The organism is Streptomyces sp. NPDC111507, from assembly GCF_055638955.1.
The window spans coordinates 484,467-510,219 of the sequence record NZ_JBVKBU010000003.1; the positions used below are offsets into that span (position 1 = coordinate 484,467).

General features: G+C 68.1%; 24 protein-coding genes and 1 pseudogene. 12 read left to right on the top strand and 13 right to left on the bottom strand.

What is annotated here, in order from left to right; all coding sequences use genetic code 11:
* Positions 1-397: 397 nt before the first annotated feature.
* Both ACZ7M2_RS14830 and ACZ7M2_RS14835 read right to left on the bottom strand, forming a co-directional pair.
* Positions 398-1,312, bottom strand: a complete 915-nt coding sequence (locus ACZ7M2_RS14830; protein ID WP_471596018.1) for an ROK family protein — start codon at positions 1,310-1,312, stop codon at positions 398-400.
* Positions 1,313-1,402: 90 nt separating this feature from the next.
* Positions 1,403-1,585: pseudogene (locus ACZ7M2_RS14835) on the bottom strand (helix-turn-helix domain-containing protein); the annotation flags it as partial.
* Between the two features lie 125 nt (positions 1,586-1,710).
* Between ACZ7M2_RS14835 and ACZ7M2_RS14840 the strand changes: the two are divergent.
* The 5 genes from ACZ7M2_RS14840 to ACZ7M2_RS14860 all read left to right on the top strand — a co-directional run bounded on the left by ACZ7M2_RS14840 (position 1,711) and on the right by ACZ7M2_RS14860 (position 6,979).
* The gene (locus tag ACZ7M2_RS14840) at positions 1,711-3,015 is read left to right on the top strand and encodes an MFS transporter (protein ID WP_471595560.1); all 1,305 of its coding nucleotides are present in this window, start codon (positions 1,711-1,713) and stop codon (positions 3,013-3,015) included.
* 111 nt (positions 3,016-3,126) lie between these two features.
* Complete coding sequence (locus tag ACZ7M2_RS14845; protein ID WP_471595561.1) at positions 3,127-4,236, top strand: Gfo/Idh/MocA family protein; 1,110 nt, start codon at positions 3,127-3,129, stop codon at positions 4,234-4,236.
* Positions 4,237-4,416: 180 nt separating this feature from the next.
* A complete protein-coding gene (locus tag ACZ7M2_RS14850; protein ID WP_471595562.1) occupies positions 4,417-4,821 on the top strand; it encodes a hypothetical protein in 405 nt (134 codons plus the stop codon).
* Positions 4,818-5,963: a Gfo/Idh/MocA family protein gene (locus ACZ7M2_RS14855; protein ID WP_471595563.1), complete on the top strand. Its 1,146-nt coding sequence runs from the start codon at positions 4,818-4,820 to the stop codon at positions 5,961-5,963. Before ACZ7M2_RS14850 ends, ACZ7M2_RS14855 begins: the two co-directional genes overlap by 4 nt.
* Complete coding sequence (locus tag ACZ7M2_RS14860; protein WP_471595564.1) at positions 5,960-6,979, top strand: sugar phosphate isomerase/epimerase family protein; 1,020 nt, start codon at positions 5,960-5,962, stop codon at positions 6,977-6,979. Before ACZ7M2_RS14855 ends, ACZ7M2_RS14860 begins: the two co-directional genes overlap by 4 nt.
* A gap of 89 nt (positions 6,980-7,068) precedes the next feature.
* Here ACZ7M2_RS14860 and ACZ7M2_RS14865 read toward each other — a convergent pair whose 3' ends face one another.
* Entirely contained in the window at positions 7,069-8,223 is a 1,155-nt protein-coding gene (locus ACZ7M2_RS14865; RefSeq protein ID WP_471595565.1) for a sensor histidine kinase, read from the bottom strand.
* Between the two features lie 161 nt (positions 8,224-8,384).
* On the opposite strand from ACZ7M2_RS14865, the gene ACZ7M2_RS14870 reads away from it, so the two are divergent.
* From ACZ7M2_RS14870 to ACZ7M2_RS14885, 4 genes are all read left to right on the top strand, one after another.
* Positions 8,385-8,756 (top strand): DUF4333 domain-containing protein, encoded by a 372-nt coding sequence (locus ACZ7M2_RS14870; protein ID WP_471595566.1) that lies wholly within the window; start codon positions 8,385-8,387, stop codon positions 8,754-8,756.
* Positions 8,757-8,769: 13 nt separating this feature from the next.
* The gene (locus tag ACZ7M2_RS14875) at positions 8,770-9,453 is read left to right on the top strand and encodes an ABC transporter ATP-binding protein (RefSeq protein WP_471595567.1); all 684 of its coding nucleotides are present in this window, start codon (positions 8,770-8,772) and stop codon (positions 9,451-9,453) included.
* Between the two features lie 83 nt (positions 9,454-9,536).
* A complete protein-coding gene (locus tag ACZ7M2_RS14880; RefSeq protein ID WP_471595568.1) occupies positions 9,537-11,516 on the top strand; it encodes an FtsX-like permease family protein in 1,980 nt (659 codons plus the stop codon).
* 14 nt (positions 11,517-11,530) lie between these two features.
* Positions 11,531-12,235, top strand: a complete 705-nt coding sequence (locus ACZ7M2_RS14885; protein WP_471595569.1) for a response regulator — start codon at positions 11,531-11,533, stop codon at positions 12,233-12,235.
* Positions 12,236-12,291: 56 nt separating this feature from the next.
* On the opposite strand, the gene ACZ7M2_RS14890 is transcribed toward ACZ7M2_RS14885, so the two are convergent.
* The 7 genes from ACZ7M2_RS14890 to ACZ7M2_RS14920 all read right to left on the bottom strand — a co-directional run bounded on the left by ACZ7M2_RS14890 (position 12,292) and on the right by ACZ7M2_RS14920 (position 18,663).
* The gene (locus tag ACZ7M2_RS14890; RefSeq protein WP_471595570.1) at positions 12,292-13,446 is read right to left on the bottom strand and encodes a DUF475 domain-containing protein; all 1,155 of its coding nucleotides are present in this window, start codon (positions 13,444-13,446) and stop codon (positions 12,292-12,294) included.
* A gap of 8 nt (positions 13,447-13,454) precedes the next feature.
* A complete protein-coding gene (gene rraA / locus ACZ7M2_RS14895) occupies positions 13,455-13,946 on the bottom strand; it encodes a ribonuclease E activity regulator RraA (RefSeq protein WP_471595571.1) in 492 nt (163 codons plus the stop codon).
* 48 nt (positions 13,947-13,994) lie between these two features.
* Positions 13,995-14,633: a 3-oxo-tetronate 4-phosphate decarboxylase gene (otnC, locus tag ACZ7M2_RS14900; RefSeq protein ID WP_471595572.1), complete on the bottom strand. Its 639-nt coding sequence runs from the start codon at positions 14,631-14,633 to the stop codon at positions 13,995-13,997.
* A complete protein-coding gene (gene otnK / locus ACZ7M2_RS14905; RefSeq protein WP_471595573.1) occupies positions 14,630-15,889 on the bottom strand; it encodes a 3-oxo-tetronate kinase in 1,260 nt (419 codons plus the stop codon). Before otnK ends, otnC begins: the two co-directional genes overlap by 4 nt.
* Positions 15,890-15,984: 95 nt before the next feature.
* Positions 15,985-17,070 (bottom strand): isocitrate/isopropylmalate dehydrogenase family protein, encoded by a 1,086-nt coding sequence (locus ACZ7M2_RS14910; RefSeq protein ID WP_471595574.1) that lies wholly within the window; start codon positions 17,068-17,070, stop codon positions 15,985-15,987.
* Positions 17,071-17,131: 61 nt separating this feature from the next.
* A complete protein-coding gene (locus ACZ7M2_RS14915) occupies positions 17,132-17,965 on the bottom strand; it encodes a sugar phosphate isomerase/epimerase family protein (protein WP_471595575.1) in 834 nt (277 codons plus the stop codon).
* Positions 17,962-18,663 (bottom strand): aspartate/glutamate racemase family protein, encoded by a 702-nt coding sequence (locus ACZ7M2_RS14920; protein ID WP_471595576.1) that lies wholly within the window; start codon positions 18,661-18,663, stop codon positions 17,962-17,964. The genes ACZ7M2_RS14915 and ACZ7M2_RS14920 overlap by 4 nt, the downstream gene beginning before the upstream one ends.
* Before the next feature lie 607 nt (positions 18,664-19,270).
* Between ACZ7M2_RS14920 and ACZ7M2_RS14925 the strand changes: the two genes are divergently transcribed.
* From ACZ7M2_RS14925 to ACZ7M2_RS14935, 3 genes are all read left to right on the top strand, one after another.
* Positions 19,271-20,566: a CitMHS family transporter gene (locus tag ACZ7M2_RS14925; protein WP_471595577.1), complete on the top strand. Its 1,296-nt coding sequence runs from the start codon at positions 19,271-19,273 to the stop codon at positions 20,564-20,566.
* Positions 20,567-20,696: 130 nt separating this feature from the next.
* A complete protein-coding gene (locus ACZ7M2_RS14930; protein ID WP_471595578.1) occupies positions 20,697-20,972 on the top strand; it encodes a hypothetical protein in 276 nt (91 codons plus the stop codon).
* Positions 20,973-21,045: 73 nt separating this feature from the next.
* The gene (locus ACZ7M2_RS14935) at positions 21,046-21,291 is read left to right on the top strand and encodes a hypothetical protein (protein ID WP_471595579.1); all 246 of its coding nucleotides are present in this window, start codon (positions 21,046-21,048) and stop codon (positions 21,289-21,291) included.
* Between the two features lie 701 nt (positions 21,292-21,992).
* Here the strand turns inward: ACZ7M2_RS14935 and ACZ7M2_RS14940 are convergent.
* From ACZ7M2_RS14940 to ACZ7M2_RS14950, 3 genes are all read right to left on the bottom strand, one after another.
* The gene (locus tag ACZ7M2_RS14940; protein WP_471595580.1) at positions 21,993-22,700 is read right to left on the bottom strand and encodes a FadR/GntR family transcriptional regulator; all 708 of its coding nucleotides are present in this window, start codon (positions 22,698-22,700) and stop codon (positions 21,993-21,995) included.
* A gap of 611 nt (positions 22,701-23,311) precedes the next feature.
* The gene (locus ACZ7M2_RS14945; protein ID WP_471595581.1) at positions 23,312-25,003 is read right to left on the bottom strand and encodes a GAF domain-containing sensor histidine kinase; all 1,692 of its coding nucleotides are present in this window, start codon (positions 25,001-25,003) and stop codon (positions 23,312-23,314) included.
* A complete protein-coding gene (locus ACZ7M2_RS14950; protein WP_471595582.1) occupies positions 25,000-25,701 on the bottom strand; it encodes a response regulator transcription factor in 702 nt (233 codons plus the stop codon). The genes ACZ7M2_RS14945 and ACZ7M2_RS14950 overlap by 4 nt, the downstream gene beginning before the upstream one ends.
* Positions 25,702-25,753 lie beyond the last annotated feature (52 nt).

Here is a 25,753-nt window from a genome sequence, read left to right on the forward strand (position 1 = left end):
TGGCGAGCATGGGGGAAGGCGCGACCGCGCCCTACTTTTGGAGTCACTCAGCCATAAGTATGGCCCGAGGAACTGCGGAGAAGCAACCACCGCCTGACCGAGGATTCTGCAGAAGAGCCCGGCGTCCGCACAGGGGGTGAACCCACCTCAGGGCCGCTGTGACATGCATCCTGGAGCACACGGTTGAGCGTACGACTCTGATGCTCCGCCCAGGACGTGGCGAATCAGGGGCGCTCGCTTCCTGCGTCAGCCGCGAAGAGGCTGGGGTGCCTGCAGCAGGAACCGTCCCGCAAGGCCAAGGAATCGAAGAACCGCGCCGAGGCCTACATGCGGGCCGACCCGACTCACGGGAGGCGATAGGTCGCCCTCCTTGTGAGCCCCAGGGCCAGCGAGCACCTCAATCGGTCTCTGCTATCCCGGCGAAGTACTTCTGTGTCGCGAAGGCGCTCGCCCCGATGAGCGAAGCACGGTCGCCGGCCGATGACTCACGAAAGCTCAAGTCGGCCGCCGACAGGGGAAACGCGTGCTCGGTGACGGCCTCACGCACGCCTGTGAGGAACTCAGGACCGCCTTCCAGCAGGCCCCCATCCATGACCACAACGGCCGGATCGAGGACCGAGACATAACCAGCAACGGCTGCACCGACTTTGCGCCCGCCCTCGCGCAACGCCTCGCGCACTTCTTCGTCGCCCTGGCGCGCGGCCGAGACGATCGAGGAGGCGGAGTCGGTCCGCAGACGGTCACCGAATCGGCGCACCAGGGCGGCACCGCTGGCCACAACCTCCAGGCAGCCTCTGTTGCCACACGTACACTCGTCGTCTTCGGGCCACGGGCCGCGGATGTGGCCGATGTGACCGACGTTGCCACTCGTGCCGCGCACGACGCGCCCTCCGACCACAGCGCCGGCCCCGATCCACATTCCGGCGTGCACGAAGAGCATGTCCTCACACCCAGGGCCACCGAAAGTGAGCTCACCTGCCGCCATGAGACTGCTCATGCCGTCGATGTGCACGGGGGCCTGCACGACACGATGCAGTCGCGACGCGATGTCATAGTCATGCCAGCGCGGGATGCGCGGCGGATTCCGGGGGCGTCCCGAGGCCGGGTCGACCGGGGCACTGAGGCTGACCCCGACTCCCAGTAGCGGGCTGCTGGACCCCTCTGCCGCCAGCACCTTCCTCACGAGGTCTTCGATCTTCTCGAACGCCTCATCGGGATCCTGGTCCAACGGCTGATCGACGGCGGCCTCGTGCAGCAGCCCCTGCCGCAGGTCGGTGAGCGCCGCCCTGAGACGCCCACCGTCGATCTCCACAGCAAGGATGACTCCGAATGTCGGACGCAGGCGGAACAGCGTGGCCGGCCGCCCCCCTGTGGACTCCGAGGTACCGATCTCCTCCAGTGCACCACATGCGACCAGAGAGTCCAGCCGCGGGCGTACGGTCGAACGCGCCATCCCAGTTGCGGCCATAACCTCGGCCCGCGTACGGCCTCTTCCGTCTGCGAAGACCGCCAGCAGCGCGTCAGGCAGCACCGACGCAGCTGCGCGGGGGGTGGAATCAACACGATTTACGGCTGGGGCTCGCACGTTCTGATAGTACTGTGCAAGACTTCTGGTCGTTCCACTCCAAAAGTGGTGTGACCGGCTCCCCCAGCGAACTATGGGGTGACGTCGCCGCCCCGGCCACTACGTCTCTTCAAAGGGGAAGAGGTATGACCACAATCTCCGCGCAGCCATCCGCCGCTCATCGAGTGACGTTCATGCGCCTGTGCTTGATGATGCTGCTGCAGTACGGCACATTCGGCTCATGGTGGGTCACCGTGGGCCTCGTACTCACCTCCAAGGGACTCGGCAGTATTGTGGGCCTCGCGTTCACGCTGGCTGCGGTCGCCGCGATCGTCTCCCCTCTCGCGACCGGCGCCGTCGCTGATCGCTTCTTCGCCTCCCAGAAGGTCCTCGCACTGCTCCACATGGTCGGCGGGGCACTGCTGCTCGTGCTGGTCCCTCTGGTCGACGCGGGCAACGCCGGACTCCTCTTGCTCGTCCTGTTCGTCTACATGCTGTTCTTCCAGCCGACGCTCGGCATCGCGAACAGCATCGCCTTCACCCACCTGCCCGAGAAGTCGAACGCCTTCGCCTACATACGGGCGGTCGGTACGGTCGGCTGGATCATCGCCGGCCTCATCGTCGGACAACTCGGTCTGTCCGCAAGCACGTCGATCTTCATAGTCGCATCGACGATGTCGTTCCTTCTTGCCGGATACTCCCTCACGCTGCCTGCTACTCCTCCACCCGCCAGGGGAGCACACTTCTCCTGGGGTGACGTCGTCGGCGTTCGTGCGTTCCACCTGTTCAGAAACCGCAACTTCACGATCCTGATGCTCTGCGTCCTGCTGTCAGCAGTGCCGATCTCGATCTACAACTCTTACGGGTCGACCTACTTCAGCGAAGCAGGCATCCCCAACGTCGCATCCGTAATGGCTATCGGCCAAGCGACCGAGTTGCTGTTCCTGGTTCTCGTACCCGTCATTCTGCGTCGGGTCTCCATCAAGTGGGTCCTTCTTCTCGGTATCTTCGGGTGGGTGATCAGGGCCGCCGTTCTCCTTACGATGACGTCAGGTGACCTGGCGCTCGCGATCCTCGCCATCGCGCTGCACGGAATCTGTAGTGACTTCTTCATCCTCACTGCCGTTATCTACGTCGACCGGGTTACGCCCTCCGAGACACGATCACAAGCGCACTCCCTGTACATGTTCATCCAGCTCGGCGTGGGCAATGCCATCGGGTCCTATATTGCTGGATCTCTGTTCAATTCATCCGTCGGCGATCACGTCGAATCACTGGGCGCATGGAACCCGCTCTGGTACGCCGCATTGACGCTCTCGGCCGTCGCGACCATCATTTTCGCCGCTGCGTTCAAACGTCCGGAGGACGACGACCACGCCGCGGCTCCACCGACCGACTCCCAGGACGGTGTTCCGGACACGGCTCCAGCCGAGCCGAGCCGGAGCTCGTAGATGTAGTACCACTCGCATAAAGCTCAATGAGCACTCGGAAGCTCCACGCCGAAAGCGTCGACGCACCGTGATCATTCACCCGAGTGTGCAATCAGAAACAAGGAGCCATCTGTGACTCGTTTCGGAGTCGGCATCATCGGGGCAGGAAACATCTCGACCCAATACCTCGAAAACCTCACACGCTTTCCTGACATCAAAGTGCGCATGATCTCGGACGTCATCCAGGACCGCGCCCGCGCACAGGCTCAGACGTTTGGGATCGCCAGCTACGGAGACACTGACGAACTCCTCGGGCGCGAGGACGTCGACATCGTCGTGAACCTCACGGTTCCGGCTCTCCATGCCGAGGTCGGGGAGCAGATCATCCGGGCCGGCAAGCACACATGGAGCGAGAAGCCCCTCACAACAGACCGTCATTCAGCACGAGCGCTCCTGAAGGCTGCTGCCCAAAAGAACCTCCGCGTCGGCTGTGCACCGGACACGGTTCTCGGCCCAGGGGTACAGACAGCCCTCCGCTCCATCGCCCGCGGTGACATAGGCGAGCCGCTCACGGCCACGACCATCTTCCACATGCCTGGTCCCGAGTCGTGGCACCCGGCCCCCGACTTCCTGTACGCAGAGGGTGCAGGGCCGCTGTTCGACGTCGGCCCCTACTACATCACCACACTGGTTCACGCCCTCGGCGGCGCCTCACGGGTCCAGGCGGTTTCCTCCCAATCGTGCAAGACGCGAACCATCGGATCCGGTCCTCGAGCCGGTGAAGAGTTCGCTGTGGAAGTGCCGACCCACTACTCGGCCTTGATCGAGTTCAACGGCGGTACGTCCGCCCAGTCGACTCTGTCATTCCAGCACGCGATGACCCGCAAGCGATTCGTGGAAATCAATGGCACTGAGGGGATGATCGCCTTCCCCGACCCGAACAACTTTGATGGCGATTCGACGCTCTGGCGCTATGACCGCGCCGAGCCGGTGACCATCGCTGCAAAGAAGTCGCCATGGTCACGCGGCATCGGCGTTGTGGATCTCGCACGCGCAATCGCCGAGGACCGGCCGGAACGAGCCTCGGGGGCCGTCGCTGCGCACGTTCTCGACATCCTGCTCGGCATTCGCGATGCCGCTGCGACCGGCACCACCGTTCCGATCGACACGTACGTGGACCCCGTCGAACCGTTCACCGAAGACTTCGACCCCGCGTCATCCGTCATCTCAGCTGTCTCCTAGGAATCACTCACGAAATCGAAGTAGCGCAAGGCCTCCAGGACAGTGGGGCAGCATGCACGACCGGCGCAAGCCTAAATTTTAATCGGGATGCTAGCAAGAATCGGCGATCCCTGACGGTGGCGCTTGGCGAATTCACCGGTACGCAGTCGTCAGGCACACCGTTGAGCTGGAGAGAGATTCATGAGCATCGTGCTCACACGGATTAAGTACGCCGCAATGGCCGAACACAAGATGAGTGCCCTACCGGACGCTGCCACGGGCAATGCCGCGCCGAAGCAGGCCGTGGCCGACCCGACTCATAGGGTCCTCAACATGTCCCACAAGGACGGCAAGGTAGCCACAGCGGTCAGCACACGCAATGAGGGGCGCCGCCAGATACTCGGCTGTCTTGGCAACCGGCCGGGGACAGGTCGGCGATCGACTGATTTCAGCGTGCCCCTCGCGGCTTCCTCGTCGAGCGGCGGCTGGCACGTCATCGAGTGCAACCTGCCGTGCTTCCCCACCCCGTCGGCGCGCAGCGTCACCTCCCCAGGGTTCCTGCAGCAGCGCTCCTTCGTCGCCCCGTCCGTCGGCGGTGCCTCATGACAGCCGTACCAGCGCCGCTGCGCGTGGCAATCATCGGAACCGGGATGATCGCGGCTACGCATCTGCGGGCGGCCCGGGATGCCGGCGCCGAAGTCGTGGGTGTACTCGGTTCGTCGCCTGAACGGTCCTGGGAGACGGCCGAACAGTGGGGCGTGACGACCGGTTTCGGCGCGCTCGAAGATGTGCTCGATGCGCGTCCGGACGTGGTGCATATCTGCACCCCCAACGATTCGCATGTCGGGTACGCGCACGCAGTGACCGCAGCGGGGCTGCACATGGTGGTCGAGAAGCCGATCGCTACGACGCTCCAGGACGCGAACGCGCTGGTGGCGGCGGTTCGAAACGCCGGTACCGTGGCCACAGTGCCGTACGTGTACAGGTATCACCCGCTCGTACGGGAGATCCGCGCGCGTCGGCAGGCCGGCGAATTGGGCGAACTGCTGCTGATCCACGGTTCCTACCTGCAGGACTGGCTCGTGTCCCCCGACGCATCCACCTGGCGTGTCGACCCGGAAACCGGCGGCGCGTCGCGAGCCTTCGCGGACATCGGTTCGCACTGGACGGACCTGGCCGAATTCGTCTCCGGGAAGCGGTTCGCTGCGCTGTCGGCGAGCACATCGATCGCCTATCCGAGTCGGCCGGCGACGTCGGGCCCGTCGTTCAGCGGCGCCGGGGACGGTGACCGCGTGCTGGTGGAGACGGAGGACATCGCGATCGCGACGTTCCGCACCAAGGACGGGCTCCTGGCGAACACCGTTGTCTCGCAGGTCTCCGCAGGCCGGAAGAACCGACTGTGGCTGGAGCTCGACGGGGCGCGGCAGTCCGCCGTTTTCGATCAAGAGCAGCCGGAATCGGTCTGGTTCGGGACCGAGCGCGGTGCGACCATGCTCCGTCGTGGAGAAGGCGATGCCGCCGCGGACCAGGCCCGGCTGAACCGCACCCCGCCCGGACATCCACAGGGCTGGACGGACGCGTTCGACGCGTTCATCGCCGACACCTACACCGCCGTCCGGGGAGGGAGCCCCGACGGCATGCCGACGGTGGAGGACGGACTGCGATCCGTCGAAGTCATCCACGCCCTGCTGCGGGCCGCCGAAACCGGCACCTGGGTCACCATCGACACGACAGCGGAGGAAGCATGACCGGGGCACGCCATCCCGTCACCCTCTTCACCGGCCAGTGGGCCGACATGCCATTCGAGGAGCTCGCCCAGCGCGCGGCTCAGTGGGGGTACGACGGACTCGAGATCGCGGCCTCGGGTGACCACCTCGATCTGCAGCGCGCGGACGAGGACGACACATATGTGCAGTCGAGGCTCGACATCCTCGACAAGCACGGCCTCAAGGTGTGGGCGGTCTCCAACCACCTCGCAGGCCAGGCGGTGTGCGACGATCCGATCGACTTCCGCCACCAGGCGATCCTGCGCGACTACGTGTGGGGCGACGGTGACGCCGAGGGTGTGCGGCAGCGCGCCGCGGAGGATATGAAGCGCTCGGCACGCGTAGCTCGCAAGCTCGGCGCCGACACGGTCGTGGGCTTCACGGGATCGAAGATCTGGCCGTACGTGGCGATGTTCCCGCCCGTTGCCACCGAGGTCATCGACGCTGGGTACGAGGACTTCGCGAACCGCTGGAACCCCATCCTCGACGTATTCGACGCGGTGGGTGTGCGCTTCGCACACGAGGTGCATCCATCGGAGATCGCGTACGACCACTGGACTTCGGTGCGGACCCTTGAGGCGATCGGCCGGCGTGAGGCGTTCGGCTTCAACTGGGACCCGTCTCACATGGCCTGGCAGGGCATTGACACGGTGTCGTTCATCACCGACTTCGCCGACCGGATCTACCACGTGGACTGCAAGGACACTCGGATCCGCAAGGCGTCGGGCCGCCAGGGCATTCTCGGCTCGCACCTTCCTTGGGGCGATCCGCGCCGGGGGTGGGACTTCGTCTCGACCGGCCACGGCGACATCCCCTGGGAGGACGCGTTCCGGGCGCTGGCGTCGATCGGTTATGACGGCCCCATCTCAATCGAGTGGGAGGACGCCGGGATGGACCGATTCCACGGTGCGTCCGAAGCAGTCCGCTACATCCGCTCTCTGCTGTGGGAACTGCCCGAAGCGCCATTCGACGCGGCGTTCAGTACCCCGCGGCCATGACGGCCGTCCCCATCTGCCGGCGGTGCAGACACGAACCACTCTCTGCGGAGTGCGTGGGGCGCGGAGCACCGGCAATCCGACGACCTTCCTCACTCCTTCCTCGGCGGGAACAAAGCCCTGACCATCCAGCCGCCTTCCGCCCTCGGCCCCGTTTCCAGCGTGCCGCCGAGGGCGGTGACGCGTTCCGTGAGGCCGACCAGGCCGAAGCCGCCGCCGTGTGCGGCATCCGGGAGTCGGGCGGAGCCGTGGCCGTCGTCGAACACGGTCACCTCCAGGTTGTCCTGCGCCCGGAGTAGCCCAACCGTGATCTCGGTGGCGTCGCCCGCGTGTCGTCGCACGTTCGTCAGGGCCTCCTGTACGACCCGGAAGGCCGCAGCCTGCACCTCGTGCGGCACCTCGGTGTCCAGGTCGGCGGCGCGGTTGAGGGAAACCTTCTGGCCGGGGGCCGGGAAACCGTCGGTGAGTTCAACGATGGCGGCCAGGTCGCCGACGGGACGGCGGTCGGCCTCCGGGCCGGTGTCCCGCAGCACCCCCACCGTGCGCCGCATTGAGGCGAGGGCCTCCGTGGCCGCCCGTTCGATGCCGGCCAGCACCGGGTCCAGCTCGCCCGAACCGGAGGCCGCCATCATCCGGGCCACCTGCGTCTGGACGAGTATTCCGGTGACATGGTGGGCGACGAAGTCGTGCAGGTCGGCCGCGATGGCCAGCCGCTCCGCCCGGCGTGTCTCCCCCACCGCGACCGTCCGCCGGTAGTCCATTGCGCGCAGATAGCTCGCGAGCCCGGTAGTGAGGCCGACCAGCAGGAGCCCGACGGCGACGAAGCCCAGCGTGTCGTCCGCGAGCGCCCCGTAGTAGCGCACCGGGGTGCCCAGCAACGCGACGGCGTCCAGCAGGGTGCAGGCCACGACCCAGTGCTGTCGGCAGTGCCGTACCGCGATGAACAGCAGGCACAGCAGGACAACGGCCTCACCTGGGCCGAACGTGTAGCTACCAGATACCAGGGATCCCACCGTAAGCAGGAGGGACAGCGCGCCCGGGACGCCGGTGCGCAGTTCAGGTGTCAGCCACGCGGGGCGTCGGGCAGCCGGCCACAGGACGCCGGCGAGGCCGACGAGCAGCACGACCACGACCGGCCAGACGCTGTCACCGGCAGTGCCCGCGTACAAGACGTCGATGACGCAGGCCGCGATCAGCACTCCTACGCCAAAACCTCTGAGGCAGCCGTGGGGAGAAACGGACTTCATGCCGATCACGGTAGACACCGCCGCACCTCAACGGGATCGGCCGAACGGCCGAGGCGGCTGCGCCGGACCATGGCCGAACGGCCGAGGCAGGCGGACGGAGCTGCAGACGAAAGTGAGAGCACCACATACCACTGCCGTTCTTCAGTCTCCAGGAGTACCCCATGCAGCGGAACAAGTTCGTCGTCGGCGTCGTCGGCGGTGCTGTCGCCGTCGTCGCCGTCGGTGCCCTCGGCACCCACCTCCTCTCCGACCCCGAGTCCACCAGCCGGCTCGACGCCCACAGCACGGTCACCGTCGACGGGCACAAGGCGCTCGCCGCGAACATCGTCGCGGGCCGCACCGAGAGCAGGTACCACCCGCTTCCCCGGATCGGCGACAAGGTCAGCGGCGTCACGTGCCCGACCGGTCTCCAGACGGTCGCCGGGGCGACGGTGACCTGCACCGGCAAGAAGACAGACGGTTCCGAAGTTCGTATTCCGGTCCGTGTCGTCAAGGCCACGGACTCGTCCGTGACCTGGAAGTTCGAGCGCTGAGCGGGAGCGCGGGATGACCGAGACACTGGCCGGGCACGGCCTCGTGAAGAAGTTCGGCGCCACCACGGCCCTCGCGGGCGTCGACGTGGCGGTCGGCGAGCGCGACTCGTTGGCGATCATGGGCCCGTCGGGGTCCGGCAAGTCCACCCTGCTGCACACCCTGGCAGGCATCATCCGCCCCGACGACGGTGAGGTGCTGCTGCGGGGCGAGCGCATCGACAAGCTCGGCGAGAACAGGCTCAGCGCGCTGCGCAGGACCCGGTTCGGGTTCGTGTTCCAGTCCGGGCAGCTGCTGCCCGAGCTGCCGGCCGAGGAGAACGTGGCGCTGCCGCTGATGCTGGAGGGCGTGCCGCGCCGCCGGGCGGTACAGCGGGCCCGGCGCTGGTTCGCGCCGCTCGGCCTGGACGGGCTGGAGCAGCGGCGGCCCGGCCAGCTCTCCGGCGGCCAGGCCCAACGGGTCGCCATCGCCAGGGCGTTGGTCGTCGAACCCGACGTGGTCTTCGCCGACGAGCCCACTGGCGCCCTAGACCAGACCACCAGCATGGAGGTCGTCCGGCTGCTCACCTCGGTGACCCGAGAACAGGGCGCCGCCCTGGTGATGGTGACCCACGACGCGGATGTCGCCGCCCACTGCGACAGGATCCTTCAGGTCCGCGACGGACGGATCAGCTCCCACAGCCAGTACACGGTCAGCTGAACGAAGCAACGACGAACTGCACGAACCACCCGAAAAGCCCGACCCTGTCGAGAATCCGCCCCGTCCACAAAGGCTGTCCTCTCATGCGTTCTCCCGTCCTACCCCTGACCTGGCATCTCACCAGGTCCTCCGGCCGCCGCGGTCTGCAGAGCCAGCTCCTCGCGGCCGGTGCCGCCGCTGTCGGCTCCCTCGTCCTGCTGATCCTGCTCGCCGCCTACCTCGGCGCCGGCGCCCGCGCCGACCGCACCGCCTGGCGCACCCCCGCCCCCGACCAGCACGGCACAGCCGTCCAGGCTCTCGCCACCACCTATGTAGGCGACGACCCGATCAGCGTCGTCTCTCTCGCTCAGCTCCCGCACCATGCGCGGACTCCCGCCCCGCCGGGTCTGTCCTCCTTCCCGAAGCCCGGGCAGACGTTCGTCTCCCCCGCGCTCGCCGAGCGCCTGCGCGCCCTGCCCGCCGCCCGACTCGCCGCTCGCTTCCCGAAAATGACCGGCACCATCGGCGCTGCCGGGCTCGCCTCACCGGACGAACTGCTCGCGGTGGTCGGCCGCTCCCCCGGAGACCCGGCAGTCGCCAAGTCGGCTGCCGGCGACGGCATCTGGGACGAGGGACTGACCGCCCGAGCAGTGATCTCCGGCTTCTCGGGCAGCCGACAGAGCGTGTTCACCTCCAGCGACCAGAACGCCGTACTGCTCGGCGTCGGCCTCCTCGCGGTCCCGGTCGCCGTACTCGCCTCGGCCGCCGGGCGGTTGGGGGCCGCTCGGCGCGAACAGCGACTGGCAGCGTTGCGCCTTGCCGGTGCGACCCCGCGCCAGATCCTCGCGATGACCGGCGCCGAGTCAGCAGCGGTGGGTACGGCCGGCGCCGTGACGGGCGCGCTGGCGTACGGTGCGCTGCTGCCGCTGCTGGCCCAAGTGCCGTATGGAATCGGCGGTTGGTACATCGGTGAGCTCTGGGTGGGACTGCCCTGGCTGCTGGCCGTGGTGCTGACAGTGACCGGGCTGATCTCGGTGAGCGCGATGTCGATGCTCCGGCAGGTGGCTGGATCGCCGCTGGGGGTGGCCCAGCAGGCGAACCCGCGCCGCACCCGTCTGATCCGCCTGCTGCTCTTCGTGGCGATCCTGGTATTCATCAAAGCGACCGCCCACGGCAGTGACCTGACCCCTGCCCAAGTCGTCGGCTTCATGGTGCTGTTCTACGGCGCGTTCTGGATGTTCGGGCCGTGGGTCGTGGACCGGCTGGGCCGGATCGTGGGCCGGTTCGCCCGGCGGCCGGCCATGCTGTTGGCCGGGCGCAGGCTCAGCGACGACCCGCGCGGGGCCTGGCGGACAGTGAGCGGGCTGGTGCTGGCCGGGTTCGTCGCCGGGTTCTTCACGGTCGGCAACCTCGGCATCATCGAATCCGGTTTCCAGAGTGACAAGGTCGCCGTACCCACCACACACGGCACGGTCACCGAGGTACGGGCCCTCCTGAAGGACGCGGGCATCACGGCCGAGGCCGGCGAAAGAGACGACGACTTCCTGCTCGGCGGCCAGCCCGGTGTCATCGCCGAGATCACCGGCGGCCCCGAGCGCATCGACCGGGCGCTCACCGCCCTCCAGCCCCTCGGCCGCGGCCGCCTCCCCTACGGCAAGGCCTATGCCGACGCCCAGAACATCACCATCACTGACCGGCTGACCCAGCTCGCCACCGCCACTCTTGCAGTCAGCTTCCTGATCGCCACCGCCTCGGCGGGCCTGACCGCAGCCGCCAATGTGCTGGACCGACGACGCGTGTACGCACTGCTGCGCCTGTCGGGCACCCCGCTGAGGATCCTCGACCGGGCCCGGGTCCGGGAGACGGTCCTGCCGCTCCTTGTCCTGGCCGGCAGCACCACCGCGACCGGCGTGTACGCCGCCTACGAGCTGAACAAGGCCGGTGACAGCACGATCAGTACGTCGGGCGCGGTCCAGCTCGCGGTCTGCGTCACGCTGGGGGCGCTGGCCATGTTCGCCGCGATCGGCGCGAGCCGCCCGCTGCTGCGCAAGGTGACGGCGGACCCGACCCGGACCGCCGACTGAGAGATCATGGAGACATGACCGTCCCCACCCCCCTCTCCGGTTCCGCCCCGCCCATCCGGGTCCTCATCGCCGACGACCAGGCCATGGTCCGCACCGGCTTCCGGTTCTTCCTGGATGCCCAGCCGGACATCACGGTCGTCGCCGAGGCCGCCGACGGCGAAGAGGCGGTGGTACTGGCCCGGAAGCTGCGCCCGGATGTGTGCCTGCTGGACATCCGGATGCCGAGGCTGGACGGCCTGGAGGCGACCCGGCTGCTGGCTGGACCCGAGGTGGCCGACCCGCTGCGGGTGGTCGTGGTCACGACCTTCGACCTCGACGAGTACGTCTACGGCGCGCTGCGCGGCGGTGCCTGCGGGTTCCTCCTCAAGGACTCCGGGCCCACCCTCCTCGCGGAGGCTGTCCGCGCCGCCGCGGCCGGCGACTCGCTGGTCTCCCCCTCGGTGACCGTCCGCCTGCTCAAGCACCTCACCACGCGGCCGGAGCCAGCACCGGCACCGGCCTCGACGCCTGTCCAGGAGCCGCACACCGAGCCGCTCACCGACCGTGAACTGGACGTGGTACGGCTGGTGGCCGTCGGCCGCACCAACGCCGAGATCGCCGCCGAGCTGTACGTCTCGCTGTCCACGGTCAAGACCCACCTGTCCAGCGTCCAGCTCAAGCTAGCGGCCCGGAACCGGGTCGAGATCGCCGCCTGGGCCTGGCGCAACGGACACAACTGACCCGGCAACGCCTCGGGCGTCTCCGCTCCCGGCAGGGAGTGTGAGCTGCTGGGCTGTCAGACTCCGGACGGAACGTCTGCCTTGTTGCCCTCGTCCGAGCCTGCCGCACTCTCCTCGGCCCCCGCCAGGCGCTGGTTGCGGTGTACCGAGGACCAGAACGACCAGCCGATCAGGACGACGCCGACGAGACCGGTGATGACCTCGTTGATCTGGTACTGGATGGTGACCATCAGGATGACTGCCAGCGCGCCGATCGCGTAGTGCGCGCCGTGTTCCAGGTAGACGTAGTCGTCCAGGGTGCCCTGCCGGACCAGGTACACCGTCAGCGACCGGACGTACATCGCGCCGATACCGAGGCCCAGGGCCATCAGCACGATGTCGTTGGTGATGGCGAACGCGCCGATCACGCCGTCGAAGGAGAAGGACGCGTCCAGGACCTCCAGGTAGAGGAACATGAAGAACGCGGCCTGGCCGGCCAGCAGCACCGCCGACTTCTTCTTGCTGCTGCGCTCGGCCTCTTCCTCCTCCTCGTGCTCGCGCTCCTCCTCGGCCTCCAACTGGTCCTCGAAGAAGCCGGAGAGACCGCCGACGATCATGTACGTGATCAGGCCGGCGATACCGGCGATCAGGACCGTCTGCGCCTTGTCGACGTGGCCGCCGCCTTGCTGGTGGGCGTAGGTGGCGAAGGTGAAGGAGGTGATCAGCAGGACGATCAGGGCGATGCAGACCGACAGCATGTCGACCTTGCCGAGCTTGGCCAGCGGGCGCTCGATCCAGCGCAGCCACTGGATGTCCCGGTCCTCGAAGATGAAGTCGAGGAAGATCATCAGCAGGAACATACCGCCGAAGGCGGCGATCGCCGGGTGGGCGTCGGTGACCAGTTCCTGGTAGCGGTCCTTGTTGTTGAGCGCGAGGTCGACGGCCTCGATGGGGCCCATCTTGGCGGTGACCGCCACGATCACGACGGGGAACACCAGCCGCATGCCGAAGACCGCGATCAGGACGCCGACCGTGAGGAAGATCTGCTGCCAGAAGGCGTTCATCTTCTTCAGGATTCCGGCGTTGACGACCGCGTTGTCGAACGACAGGGAGATCTCGAGGACGGCGAGGATGGCCACGATACCGAAGGCCTCCCAGCCCCCGTAGAAGACCGCGGCGACCAGGCCGAGCGCGGTGATCGCGAACGACCAGCCGAAGGTTTTCAGAAGCACTGACTGCCTCACTGTGAGTGCGGGAGAACGGCTATGCCGTCGTCGTCGGCGTGGAGGATGTCGCCGGGGTGGAAGGTGATGCCGCCGAACGTGACTGGGACGTCGATCTCTCCGGCGGCGTTTTTGGCGCTCTTGCGAGGGATGGTGCCCAGGGCCTTGATGCCGGTCCGGAGGCCGGCGAGGGCGGCGCTGTCGCGGACGGCGCCGTGCAGGACGAGGCCGGCCCAGCCGTTGTCCTGGGCGGAGGCGGCGATGAGGTCGCCGACCAAGGACGTGCGCAGGGAGCCGCCCCCGTCGACGACGAGGACGCTGCCGTCGCCTGGGGTGCGCAGCAGGTCGCGCAGCAGGCCGTTGTCCTCGTGGCAGGACACGGTGCGCACCGGTCCGGCGAAGAGGCGGAGGGCTCCGAACTGACGGAACTGCAGGTCACATACGCGCAGTTCGGTCCCGTACTGGTCGACGAGGTCGGCGGTGGGTACGGGGGTGACTGGTCCGGGCATGGGTGTCGGCTTTCGTCAAGGGCTGTCGCATTCGCGGGTATCCGGCCGTCAGGGGGATGCGGGCGCGAGCGCGGCAGCCTGCTCGGGGGCGAGGGGACGGGTGGGGTGTCCCTGTAGAAGGAGGTGCAGTCTGGCGGTCTCCTCCAGTTCCTCGATGGCGTCCGCGGCCTGTTCCAGGGTGCGGCCGGCGACGACGGGGCCGTGGTTGGCGAGGAGGATCGCGTGGTGGTCGCGGGCGGTGCGCTCGGCGAGGGGTTCCAGGTCAGTGTCGCCGGGTGCGTGGAAGGGCAGCAGAGGCAGGGTGCCGATGCGCATCGCGTAGTAGGCGGTCAGGGGCGGGAGTACGTTCGCCGGGTTGGCGTCGGCCAGGCAGGAGACAGCGGCGGCGTGGGTGGAGTGCAGGTGAACGACCGCGTGGGCGGCGGGCCGGGCCCGGTAGAACGCGGCGTGCAGGAAGGCCTCTTTGGTGGGCCGGGGCCCGTCGAGATGCCGACCATCGATGTCGGTGCGGGACAACTTGGTCACGGTGCCCAGGCTGACGCCGGTCGGGGTGAGCAACAGGCTGCCGTCGGCGAGCCGTACGGAGAGGTTGCCGGTCGAGCCGTGGGTCAGGCGACGCTCGAACAGAGAACGGGCCGTGCGCACAATCAGGGCGCGGGCGTCCTTCTCGTCGGTGTAGGTGGTCATGACCGTCCCAGGGCTCGGGTGAACAGGTCCGCGGCGCCGAAGTTGCCCGACTTGAGCATCAGGGCGAGGTCGCCGGACTTTGTCTCGGCGTGCGTCCAGGGCACGCCGGGGTCGGCCTCCTCGCCCACCAGGACGGCACGGATGCCGAGCGCGGTGGTGACGGCGCCAGAGGTCTCGCCGCCCGCGACCAGGAGGCGTCGTACGCCGCGTTCGGCGAGGTGGGTGGCGAGGGTACCGAGGAATTCCTCGACCTGCGCGGCGGCTTCCGCGACACCCAACTCCGCCTGAACTGCGGCGAGTTCCTCGGGCGAGGCGGAGGCGTAGATCAGCACGGGCAGGTCCGGGTCCTGGGCGTCGTACCAGGCAAGGGCCTCCCCGGTGACGTCACGGCCCGCGGCTGCCGCGAGGACGTCGAGGTGGAGGGAGGGCAGGCCGGCAGCGTAGAAGTGGGCGATCTGCTCCAGCGTGCGGGCCGAGCAGCTGCCCGCCAGGACTGCGGCCCGGCCCTCCTGCGGGAGCGTCTCGACCGGGGCCGGACCGGTCGCCGGGTAGGCGTGCCCGAGCCCCTCGGCAAGGCCTGCCGCGCCCGCGATGACCGGCAGTTCGAGAACAGCGGCGCCGAGGACGGCGAGATCGTTGTCGGTGAGCGCGTCGGCGATGACGTGCCGTACGCCGGCCTGCTGATGCGCCACCAGCGCCTCGCGGACTGCCTCGCTACCCCGCCGGACGGTCGCCCAGTCGATGAGCGCGACGCGGTGGCGGGTCTGCGCAGACAGCAGGCGCACCAGAGCGGAGTCCGTCATCGGGTTGAGCGGGTGATGACGCAGCGGAGAGTCGGACAGCAGTTGGTTGTGGACGAAGAGGTGCCCCTGGTAGACGGTACGGCCGTTGGGCGGGGAGGCCGGGCAGTGCAGGGTGATTGGCGCCCCGGCGGCGTCGAGGAGGGCGTCGGTGACCGGGCCGATGTTGCCGTGCGGGGTGGAGTCGAAGGTGGAGCAGTACTTGAAGTAGGTCTGCGCCGCGCCCTTGGCCCACAGCCAGCGCTGGGCGGCAAGGGAGTCTGCGACGGCCTCGTCGGCCGGGGTGGAGCGGGACTTGAGGGCTACGACGGCTGCGTCGCAGTCGGCGGGGAGCACCGTGTCGGTGTCCGGGGTGCCGAAGACCAGGGCGGTGCGCATGCCGGCGCGCCGGAAGGCGGCAGCGACGTCGGTGCCGCCGGTGAAGTCGTCGGCTATGCAGCCGATGCGCAGAGACATGGTCGGGCAATCTCCTCGGAAGGGCGGGTGCGGTTCGTGATGTTCCGGGGCGGGCGCCGGTCGGGGGGTCGGCGCCCACCCCGGGGCAGAGGCGGTCAGTTCTGGCCCGCCCCGTTCTGGATGGCCTTGACGACGGCCGCGGTGAACTCGCTCGTGGACGCCGAACCGCCCAGGTCCCGGGTCGAGAGGCCGCTCTCGATGGTGGCGGCGACCCCCGCGTCGATGATCTTCGCGGCGCGGCCAATCGCCTCGTCGCCGTGCTTGGCGCCGAGCCACTCGAAGAGCATCGCGCCGGAAAGAATCATGGCGACGGGGTTGGCGATGTCCCTCCCGGCGATGTCGGGGGCGGAGCCGTGGGAGGCCTGGGCCATGGCCGTGGTGGCGGAGGCGTTGATGGACGGGGCGGTGCCCAGCGAGCCGGAGATCTCGCCGGCCAGGTCAGAGAGGATGTCACCGAACATGTTCTCGGTGACGATGACGTCGAAGTCCTGGGCGCGGCGCACCAGGTGGACGGTCATGGCGTCGATGTGGAAGTCGTCCACGGCCACGTCCGGGTACTCGGCGGCGATCTCCTGACACACGGTGCGGAACAGACCGGTGGTCAGCTTCAGCACGTTCGCCTTGTGGACGATCGTGAGCTTCTCACGGCGCGAGCGCGCCAGATCGAATGCGACACGGGCGACGCGCTCGGTGGCCTCGCGGGTGATGATGCCGAGCATGATCGCGGTGTTCTCGGTGGGCATGAACTCACCTGTGCCGGCGAAGGTGTTGCGGTCGGCGTAGAAACCCTCGGTGTTCTCCCGGACGATCACCAGGTCGGCGTTGTCGCAGACGGCCCGCGCGCCGGGGAAGGACTTGGCCGGGCGGATGTTGGCGAACAGCTGGAAGTGCTTGCGCAGGGTGCCCGATGGGTTGAGCGCCGACTTATGGGGCTCGGGGTAGCTGACGGAGTCGTGCGGGCCGAGGAACCAGCCGTCGAGGTCGTCCAGCGCAGCCTTGGTCTCCTCGGGGACCGGGGTGCCGTGCGTCTCGATGGCCGATGCTCCGAGGGGCAGCGTGACCCACTCGACACTCGTGCCCGTGGCCGCGACGGCCGCCGTCGCGATCTCGACCGACGACGGGACGATCTCCGGACCGATGCCGTCGCCCTCCAGGACGCCGAGGCGGTAGGTGGTGCTCATAGTGCGGGTTCCTCTCTGAAAGGGGCGGACGGCGGGTGCCGTAGGGGGCGGGATGCGGGAGTCAGGTCAGGGTGCGGGCCGCGTCGGTGAGAGCAGTCCACGACCGGGCCGCGGCCTTGGCGCTGTCGCCGTCCTGGGTGTGTTCCAGGGTCAGCCAGCCGGTGAAGCCGCCCTCACGCAGCGCGCGCAGCAGGTGCGGGAGCCGGTGGTCACCGACGGCCAGGGGTCCGCGCGTGGCGGACGCCGCGAGTTGCAGGCAGCCGGTGACGGAGGCGTGGCTGGCGACCGCCCGCACCGGTTCGAGGCCCTCGGCTTCGAGGTGATGGGTGTCCAGCACCAGCCCGGCGGCCGTGCCGAACGAGCCCAGCATGGCACGGGCTTCGTCGGGGGTGTTCCACAGGGAGGTGTTGATGCGGGTCTGCGGCTCCAGCAGCAGTCGGCTGCCCCGGGATGCGGCTTCCTCGGCCAGTTTCCGTACAGCGCTCTCGGCCCAGGTCCGCTGGAGGTCCTCCAGGCCCGGCAGGAAGGTGCCGCGGGTCTGGCCCAGGGTCAGCGGGACGCCGAGGCTTCCGGCGAGGCGGGCAGCGCCGAACAGGCGGTCCAAGGCGTGTCGGCGGACGTCCGGGGCGGGGTCGGTCAGGGTCAGACCGTCCTGCGCGGCGACCGGGCCCGTGCCGATGCCGAGGATTTCCAGGCCGCTGTCCTCGACCGCCCGGACCTGGGCGTCGGCGTCGCGTGCCGTGACGTCCCTGACCTGCAACTCCACGCCGTCATAACCGAGTTCGGCCAGGCGTACGGCAGCCTCGGCGAGCGGCGCGTCGAACCCCAGCGGCATCGGGGCGCGGCAGTCGTCGCCGGAGACGGTGTAGGCCAGCGGCCAGGGCAGCGCGGTCATGACGCGACCGTCGCGGGTTCCGGCCGGCCGGAGGCGGAGAGCAGGCCGCGCAACATGCGGGCGGCGGCTCCGGCGCCGTCCAGAACGGGCACCTGCAGCATTTCGGCCAGCGGTGCGCGGGCCGGGGTCAGGGAGTACTGGGCCAGCAGCACCGCGTCGGCGTCGGCGGCACCCGCGGTCTCCAGAGCGTCGGCCAGGTGGCGGGCAGTGGCTTCGGGACCGTCCGCCCGGGAGGCCGCCTCGCTCAACGCGGTCACGATTTCGACCGGGCGGCCGGAGCGCGCCTGGGCGAGCGCTTCGAGCTGGGCAACGGCGGCTGGAACGGCCGGCCGGGTGGAGGCGACGACGGCAATGCGCTCATAGGGGCCAGCCAGCGCGGCCCGGAACATGGCCTCGTCGGACTTCAGGACGGGCACGCCCCACAGGGTCCGGGCGGTGTCCACCACCTCCCCGTAGGAGGAGCAGGTCAGCAGCAGTCCCTGGGCGCCGCCGTCCATGACGTGCGTGATCAGGCGGAGCATGCGCCGGCGCAGCGAATCGGTCAGGCCGCCGGCGTCCTGGGCGTCTTCCAGCAGGCGGTCGTCCAGCAGGTTCCACACCCGCGCGTCGGGGAAGTCCTCGGCGAACGCTCGCTGCGCGATGCGGGCGCCTGTCGGAACGGCGTGGATCAGGGCGACCAGGGGTCGTTTCTCGATCACCGGGGTCTATTCCTCTTCCGGGAGACGGGAACCCCTACAGAAGGTTCCCTGGCCTGGCCCGGCGGCGCCGGCGCAAGCCGTTGGAGCATGGCGCAGCCGGTCTCAGGCGGCTCACGGCAGCGTTCCGTTCTGCTGCCGTGCCGTCACTGTAGACACCGAAAAATTTCCGGTCAACCGGTTGACCGGTTCGGGGGCGAGTCGACAGCCCGAAGAGCTCGCCACGCATCGCACCCCCCGGACGAGCCCGGCCGAGAACTTCCCCATTTCGGTATTGACGCGATGGCCGGATTCTAGTTACCTACCGGCAACCCGGTCGACCGGTTATCCACGGCTTTCATCAACGGCCCCATCTCCGTGCATCAGCCGGGAGCCCCCGCCTTCGCCGGGCGCGCCGTCGCAAACATCCGCCCGCCTTGCCACCGGATTCCTCCGGTATCCGCGAGGCGGACGTCCTCAGGAGCCGCACGCACCATGACCATCCCGTCGTACCAGCCGAAGACGGCGCCCCCTGCCTCGCGGGTCACCGCCTGACCCCGCTCGCACCGATCCGCGCCGTCCCTGGCCGCCGCAGCCCCGGCGGCTCTCAGCCCTGCACCAAGGAGCAACGATGCTCGCCGTCCTCGGCTTCGCCACCCTGGGCAGCTTCATGCTGCTCGTGATGCGGAAGTACCTCTCCGCGTTCACCGCCATCATGCTCACGCCGATCGCCGCCGCCCTCGTGGCGGGCAAGGGCGCCAAGCTCGGCGACATGATCATCAACGGCCTCGACACCGTCGCCCCCACCGCGGCCCTGCTGCTCTTCGCCGTTCTCTACTTCGGCCTGATGATGGAGGCCAAGCTCTTCGACCCCGTCTCCCAGGCCATCATCCGCGCCTCCAAGGGCGACCCGGTACGCATCGTCGTCGGCACCGCCGTGCTCTCCCTGGCCGTCGCACTCGACGGCGACGGCACCACCAGCTACATGATCGTCTGCTCGGCGTTCCTGCCCATCTACCGGCGCCTGGGCATGAACCCCCTCATCGCCGCCACCATCGCGGCCATGGCACTCGGCACCATCTCCGGCACCACGCCCTGGGGCGGCGCCGCCACCCGGGGCATCAGCGTCCTGCACTTGGACGCCACCGAATACTTCGTCCACATGATCGGCCCCATGGCCCTCACCAGCCTGGCCATCATCGCCGTCGCCTACTGGCTGGGCGTGCGCGAGCGCGGCAAGCTCGACCCCGAAAAGCTCTCCGCCTACCGGCTGGAGATCGCCTCCGGCGAGGCCTTCACCCCCGTCAAGGCCGACTGGCGCATGTGGTTCAACGCCGCCCTCACCCTGCTGCTGATGGTCCTGCTGATCCTCGAAGTGGCCGAACTGCTGGTGCTGTTCATGGTGGCGTTCGTCATCGCCCTGATCGTGAACGTCCGCACCATCGGCGACCAGCAGGACCTGATCAAACGCCAGGCCACCAACGCCGTCCCCGTGATGATCCTGGTCCTGGCCGCCGGCGTCTTCACCGGCATCATGACCGACGCTGGAATGATCAAGGCCATGGCGAATGCCGCCCTCTCCGTCGTGCCCGACTCCATGGGCGGCCTCATCCCCGTGTTCACCGCGGTCCTCTCCCTGCCGCTCGGCTTCTTCATGTCGAACGACGCCTACTGGTTCGGGGTCATCCCCGTCCTCGCCGAGTCGGGCGCCCACTACGGCATCGACGCCAACGAGATAGCCCGCGCCGGCGCCATCGGCCAGATCCTGCACATGATGGGCCCGACCAGCGCACCTCTGTGGGTCCTGCTCGGCCTGGTCAAGGCCGAACTCGGCGACTTCCAGAAGCACGCCCTGCGCTGGGGCGTCCCCGTCTCCCTCGCCTATGTCGGCTTCGCCGCACTCACCGGAGCCATCAGCTTCGGCTGAGACCACCGCCCGACAACCGGACACAGATCGCCCCCCCCACAAGAGGAGAGTGCCGTGAACCCCGCTCCGAACAGTTCGGCCCTGCAAGCCGAACCCGGCAGCTGACGGCCCACGGCACCAGGGCTCCAGGTTGCCCCCGACACTTCCCAGGCGCGGCAACGCGAGCGGACCACCACACCCGCGCGCGAGGGCGCAGGATTCGGCGGCCGCCGCCCTGGAGCAGATCACCGTTTCGGTCGCCGAGCTGGTCGACGGCTGCCACGCGGCCGACATCCTCGTGCTGCACGAGGATGTCGGTGACGGCTCTCGCCCCCCCACCCACCAGCTGGCCATCGACAGCGACCGACTCCAGGAACGCCTGGTGGAGGCCCCGTTCTTCGACAGCCGCCCACCGCTCGCACGGTGAACGGGTCTACCGCGCCGAGCAGCAGCGTTGACTCGCCTGCGCTCCCCAGGCGCACAAACTCGGGGTGGGCAGCATGATGAGCTTCCTGCTGTTCGCCGAGGAGGACGACTCCGGCACCCTGAACCTCTCCTGCCGCGAACCCTGCACGTCTGCCGCCACCGACGAGATGGCTGGCCTCCGGTTGGCCTCCCACGCCGCCATCGCCCTTTCCAGCGCCCGCACCCACGCGGCTGGCGACGGGTCGATGCAGCCGTGTGAGCACGCCAGGCTGATGCATGAGGCCTCCTGGCCGAAGGCCCCTCGCCGAGTTCTGCTCTAGATGCGGATGTAGCAGTCGGAGACCCAGCCGGTCACACCCGTGTCTTCGTCAGTGATGTTCCACCAGATGCTCGACCTGCCGGAATCGCACGTAACCCACTCGGCCACCACATTCCGGTTGTAGTCGACGCAGTCATCGCTGTATCCGACCCCGACGACCAAGGCGCCGGCCGCCGGCGCACTGTGAATCCTGACGCCATTGCCCGTGAAGCCTCCGCACTTCATCGGCCTCACGGAGCCGTGATGCACCTTGGCGCTGATCGTGGTACCTGGACCGTTCGCCGCAGTTGCTGTCCCCGCCGTGAGCGCAAGTGTGCAGAGTCCCATTGCAACGGCTGTGATCAAACCGCGTCTCGCCCCGTTTCGCATGGCCATCGAGCCACTACCTCCATGGAGTGCCGCAGCGGTCGGTCGATCCGCTGTCCATGTCATGCTTCCTGTGATGACATGTTCGCCGCCATGTGTTCGACGCTCGTCGAATTGTTGCTTCGCCTTTGAGTCGCCGCACGACGGTGTCGGCGTTGTGGCGGGCATACAGGGAGGCCCTGCGAACCGTGATCGACCGCCGCACTTCTTCACGATCTCCGGCGCCCTGTCCACGCCCGCCGCCCGCTGCGCCCCGCAGCCTGACATCAAACGTCACTGACAATGATCACGGTTGGGTGGTCGTCCGGCCGAACGGATGCCCCGGCCGGCTCCGCTCTACTGTTCCAAGGCCGCCAGTAGCCGTCGTGTTGCGCCGTCCATATGGTGCGCCATGGCCTCGCGAGCGGCCTCCACGTCGCCGTCCTTGATCGCTTCGAGGATGGGGACATGATCGTCATAAGCGACCTGACGGCTGCGCGTGGAGCCTGTGCGCTCGATCCAGCCTCGCTGGATCATGACCCGTAGCCCCTTGAGCATGTCCCGCAGGACGACATTGCCGCACAGGTCGGCCACGGCAGCGTGGAAGGCCATGTCAGCCGCGGCGAAGTCCTCGTCGGCGCAGGTCCTCATGGTCTCAAGGCGGGCACGCAGGACGTTGACACCATCGTCGTCGATCGCTTCGGCAGCGAGGCCCGCGACCAGGACCTCCAGCTCGGCCCGCGCCCGGAGGAGGTCCTTGGAGCCGCGCTCACCGAGTACGAGGCCGAGTTCGAAGAGGCGGTAGAGGACGTCCGAGTCAGGGCCGCGGAAGTACGTACCGCTGCTCTGCCGGATCTCCAACAGCCCTAGGAACCCCAGCGACTTGATCGCCTCGCGGACGGTAGGCCGGTTCACGCCGAGCAGTTCTGTCAGCTGCCGTTCGGACGGGATCCGCTCCCCCGGAGCAACCTCCCCCGACATGAGATAGTCGATCAGCTTCCGCGAGACCTCGGAGGCCAGCGGTTCCCGCGGCTCCACCTTGATCCTGGACAGTTCGGCGGTCATGGCATCGCTTTCTGATCTACTCGACGGTCTCCCCACTCTAGCCACGACCGATCAACCGGTAAACCGGTGGCCGATGCACGGTCATGAGGGGTATCGGAATCTGCAGACCCGCCCTCACGCTCACGATCAAGTGGGCCCGGACCATCAGTGCGAGCGAGCCTCGACAACCGTTTCGAGGGGAGGCGCGTGCAACGTACCGACCCATTGTGATTGACCGTAGATCAACGACAGCACCGGCGCCGAGCAGTGGGCCGCCTGCGGCAACATGCTGCCAGGGTCGTGGCGCCTCGCTGTCGAGCGATGCCGGCGATCAGGACCATCTGCGCCCTGTCGACGTGGCCGCCGCCGTGCTGGGGAGGTGTCGCGCAGTATGGATGTGTTGTCGGGCTTCATTGCGATGTGCGTCGCGTTGGACGACGGCGCGCGGCGCTGGTTGCCGGCGCGGACGCAGGCCCTCGTCGCCAGCAGCACCTCGACGTTCGCAGCTTGCCCGGGCCGTTGTGGCGGCGCCAAGGCAAATGATCACGGGGTCCAGGATTCCTGACAGAGTCGCTCACTGACCTGCGTCGCCTTACCGGACGCGGAAATGTCCACGCGCAGAGGCGTGGCCATCAGGGCGCCGCCTCAAGGGCGATCTCCACCGTTGTGCCCTCGCCGTGCCGACTGAACACACCGAGGGTTCCACCCATGACCTTGACGAGATGCCGCGACAGAGTGAGACCCACTCCTGCTCCCGGCTCGCCGGAATGTTCCGCGTCGAGCCGGTCGTAAAGGGTGAACAGCCGCTTCTGCGCCGCTTCGGAGATTCCGGTTCCGGTGTCCGTGACCACGATGGCAGCGATGCCAGGTCGCTGGCTCACCTCGACCGTGACTCGGTCGCCGGAGCGGCTGTATTTGATCGCGTTAGAAATGATGTTGAGCAGCACCTGTCGGAGCCGACGTGCATCGGCGATCGTCATGACCCGATCGTCCAGTCCGACCGCCTCGACGACGACGCCGCGTGCTTCGGCAATCGGTTCGACCAGCTTGACCACATCGTCGACCAGCGGCCCGAGCAGCAGTCGTACCAACTGGACATGGACGGCACCCGCCTCCAGCCTGGCGATGTCCAGCACGTCGTCAAGGACCGCCAGAATATGGTCTGCGGCGTTACCGATGTTCTCCACGGCGGATTGTCTGCGGCCGGCGTCGAGCGGGAGGGTCCGCAGCAACTCGGTAAACCCAACGACCGCGCTGAGCGGCGTACGGATCTCATGGCTCAGTGTCGACAGGAATTCCGACTTGTGCCTGCTGGCGCGCTCCGCCGAGATCCTGGAGGCCTCCGCCTCACTACGGGCCACCAAGGCTGCTTCGGCCGCGCGACGCTCAGTGATGTCCAGGACATTCGAGCTCACGTAGAGCGGTGCTCCGGATGCGTCTCTGACCACGGAGGCGGTCATCGCCACGGCGACCTCGGTGCCGTCCGGACGGAGATAGCGCTTCTCCAGGTGGGCACTCTGGCTCCCGCCCGTGGTAAGCACGGTCCACAACCGCTCACTCTCCGACACGTCCTCCGGGTGGGTGATCGCCAGAAAATAGTCGCCCAGCAGTGCTTGCTCCGAACGACCCGCGATCTTGCACAACGCCTGGTTGACACGGAGATACCGGCCGTCCAGCCCGAGCAGGGCCATGCCGACCGCGTTGTCCTCGAACGCGCGCCGGAATCGTTCCTCACTCTCGGCAAGAGCCCCGTAGAGACGCTCGTGTTCGATTGCCACGGAGGCCAGATGTTCCAGCCGGTGAACCAGGGCGGCTTCGCGCGCGACGGGCTCGTGCGGTTCGTCGTGGTACACGGCGAAGGTGCCCAGAACCGTGCCGGCCTGCCCAAGGATCGGAGTGGACCAGCAGGCCCTCAGTCCGTGCGCGAGTGCCAGATCGCGGAATCCTGCCCATCGCCCGTCCGTGGCGATGTCGTAGGCCGCGACAGGCGAGACGAGGAATGCGGCGGTGCCGCATGAGCCGGACTCCGGGCCGATCGTCATACCGTCGATGGCGGCGCTGTATACGACCGGCAGGCTGGGCGCGGCGCCATGATGCAGCGAGCCGCGCTCCCGATCGAGCAGCAGTACGGAGCACCGGCTGGCCGGCATCAGCCGTTCCAAGGCGGTGGCCACAGCCGCGAGTACATCGGGCAACGGGGTGCCGGAAGCCAGCAACTCCAGGATGTGCGACTGCTGATTGAGCAGTTCAAGGCTGTCGGCGTGGCCGAGAACAGCAGCGGGTGTCTCGCCCTCGACGCGCGGCCACATCTGTTCGCTCGTCATGGCTCGAACCGGTAGCCGGCGCCTCGCACGGTGAGCAGCCATCTGGGGTGGTTGGGATCGCTCTCCAGCTTGTGGCGCAGTCGGTGGATGTGCTGGGTCACGGTTGCCTCGTCACGCCATTCCGGCGAAGCGCCCCAGACACTCGTGAGCAGCTGAGGCCGGTTGAACACCTGTCGCGGGGCTCGGCACAGGAATGCCAGCAGATCGAACTCTTTGGCGGTCAGCTCGATCACCGCGCCGTCCAGGGCGACCTCCCGGACCGCCACGTCGATGGCGAGTCGGCCGAAGTCGAGCCGGTCAGCGGCTCTGCCCGGTGTCGTCCGGCGGAGCACCGAGCGGACGCGGGCGGCCAGCTCCCCCGGAGAGAACGGCTTGACGACATAGTCGTCGGCCCCCAACTCCAGACCCATGATTCGTTCGGACTGTCCGTCCCGGCCGGTCAAGACGATCACCGGAACACCACTGGTGCGCCGCACCCGGGTCAGCACGTCGAGGCCTGGCACGCGCGGCAGCGTAAGATCGAGCACCACCAGATCCGGAGACTGCGCTTGGATCTCGTCCAGAGCTTGTGCACCGTCAGCGGCCTCGATCACGCCGAACCCGTCGGATTCCAGCTGCCAGCGCACAATCGTACGAATGTGCTCGTCGTCGTCCACCACGAGCACTTGGCGAGTCCCAGTCACGCTGTCCTGCCACATGCGGCGAGTCTACGTCCAATGTTTCCGTGCGATCAGTGATCGTGTGGCGCGA

What these genes read in the sequence shown, in the direction of transcription:
- ACZ7M2_RS14840 (WP_471595560.1), top strand. Translation starts at nt 1,711, where the DNA reads ATGACCACAATCTCCGCGCAGCCATCCGCCGCTCATCGAGTGACGTTC.
- ACZ7M2_RS14850 (WP_471595562.1), top strand. Translation starts at nt 4,417, where the DNA reads ATGAGCATCGTGCTCACACGGATTAAGTACGCCGCAATGGCCGAACAC.
- ACZ7M2_RS14855 (WP_471595563.1), top strand. Translation starts at nt 4,818, where the DNA reads ATGACAGCCGTACCAGCGCCGCTGCGCGTGGCAATCATCGGAACCGGG.
- ACZ7M2_RS14860 (WP_471595564.1), top strand. Translation starts at nt 5,960, where the DNA reads ATGACCGGGGCACGCCATCCCGTCACCCTCTTCACCGGCCAGTGGGCC.
- ACZ7M2_RS14865 (WP_471595565.1), bottom strand. Translation starts at nt 8,223, where the DNA reads ATGAAGTCCGTTTCTCCCCACGGCTGCCTCAGAGGTTTTGGCGTAGGA.
- ACZ7M2_RS14870 (WP_471595566.1), top strand. Translation starts at nt 8,385, where the DNA reads ATGCAGCGGAACAAGTTCGTCGTCGGCGTCGTCGGCGGTGCTGTCGCC.
- ACZ7M2_RS14875 (WP_471595567.1), top strand. Translation starts at nt 8,770, where the DNA reads ATGACCGAGACACTGGCCGGGCACGGCCTCGTGAAGAAGTTCGGCGCC.
- ACZ7M2_RS14880 (WP_471595568.1), top strand. Translation starts at nt 9,537, where the DNA reads ATGCGTTCTCCCGTCCTACCCCTGACCTGGCATCTCACCAGGTCCTCC.
- ACZ7M2_RS14885 (WP_471595569.1), top strand. Translation starts at nt 11,531, where the DNA reads ATGACCGTCCCCACCCCCCTCTCCGGTTCCGCCCCGCCCATCCGGGTC.
- rraA (WP_471595571.1), bottom strand. Translation starts at nt 13,946, where the DNA reads ATGCCCGGACCAGTCACCCCCGTACCCACCGCCGACCTCGTCGACCAG.
- otnC (WP_471595572.1), bottom strand. Translation starts at nt 14,633, where the DNA reads ATGACCACCTACACCGACGAGAAGGACGCCCGCGCCCTGATTGTGCGC.
- otnK (WP_471595573.1), bottom strand. Translation starts at nt 15,889, where the DNA reads ATGTCTCTGCGCATCGGCTGCATAGCCGACGACTTCACCGGCGGCACC.
- ACZ7M2_RS14910 (WP_471595574.1), bottom strand. Translation starts at nt 17,070, where the DNA reads ATGAGCACCACCTACCGCCTCGGCGTCCTGGAGGGCGACGGCATCGGT.
- ACZ7M2_RS14915 (WP_471595575.1), bottom strand. Translation starts at nt 17,965, where the DNA reads ATGACCGCGCTGCCCTGGCCGCTGGCCTACACCGTCTCCGGCGACGAC.
- ACZ7M2_RS14925 (WP_471595577.1), top strand. Translation starts at nt 19,271, where the DNA reads ATGCTCGCCGTCCTCGGCTTCGCCACCCTGGGCAGCTTCATGCTGCTC.
- ACZ7M2_RS14935 (WP_471595579.1), top strand. Translation starts at nt 21,046, where the DNA reads ATGATGAGCTTCCTGCTGTTCGCCGAGGAGGACGACTCCGGCACCCTG.
- ACZ7M2_RS14940 (WP_471595580.1), bottom strand. Translation starts at nt 22,700, where the DNA reads ATGACCGCCGAACTGTCCAGGATCAAGGTGGAGCCGCGGGAACCGCTG.
- ACZ7M2_RS14945 (WP_471595581.1), bottom strand. Translation starts at nt 25,003, where the DNA reads ATGACGAGCGAACAGATGTGGCCGCGCGTCGAGGGCGAGACACCCGCT.
- ACZ7M2_RS14950 (WP_471595582.1), bottom strand. Translation starts at nt 25,701, where the DNA reads ATGTGGCAGGACAGCGTGACTGGGACTCGCCAAGTGCTCGTGGTGGAC.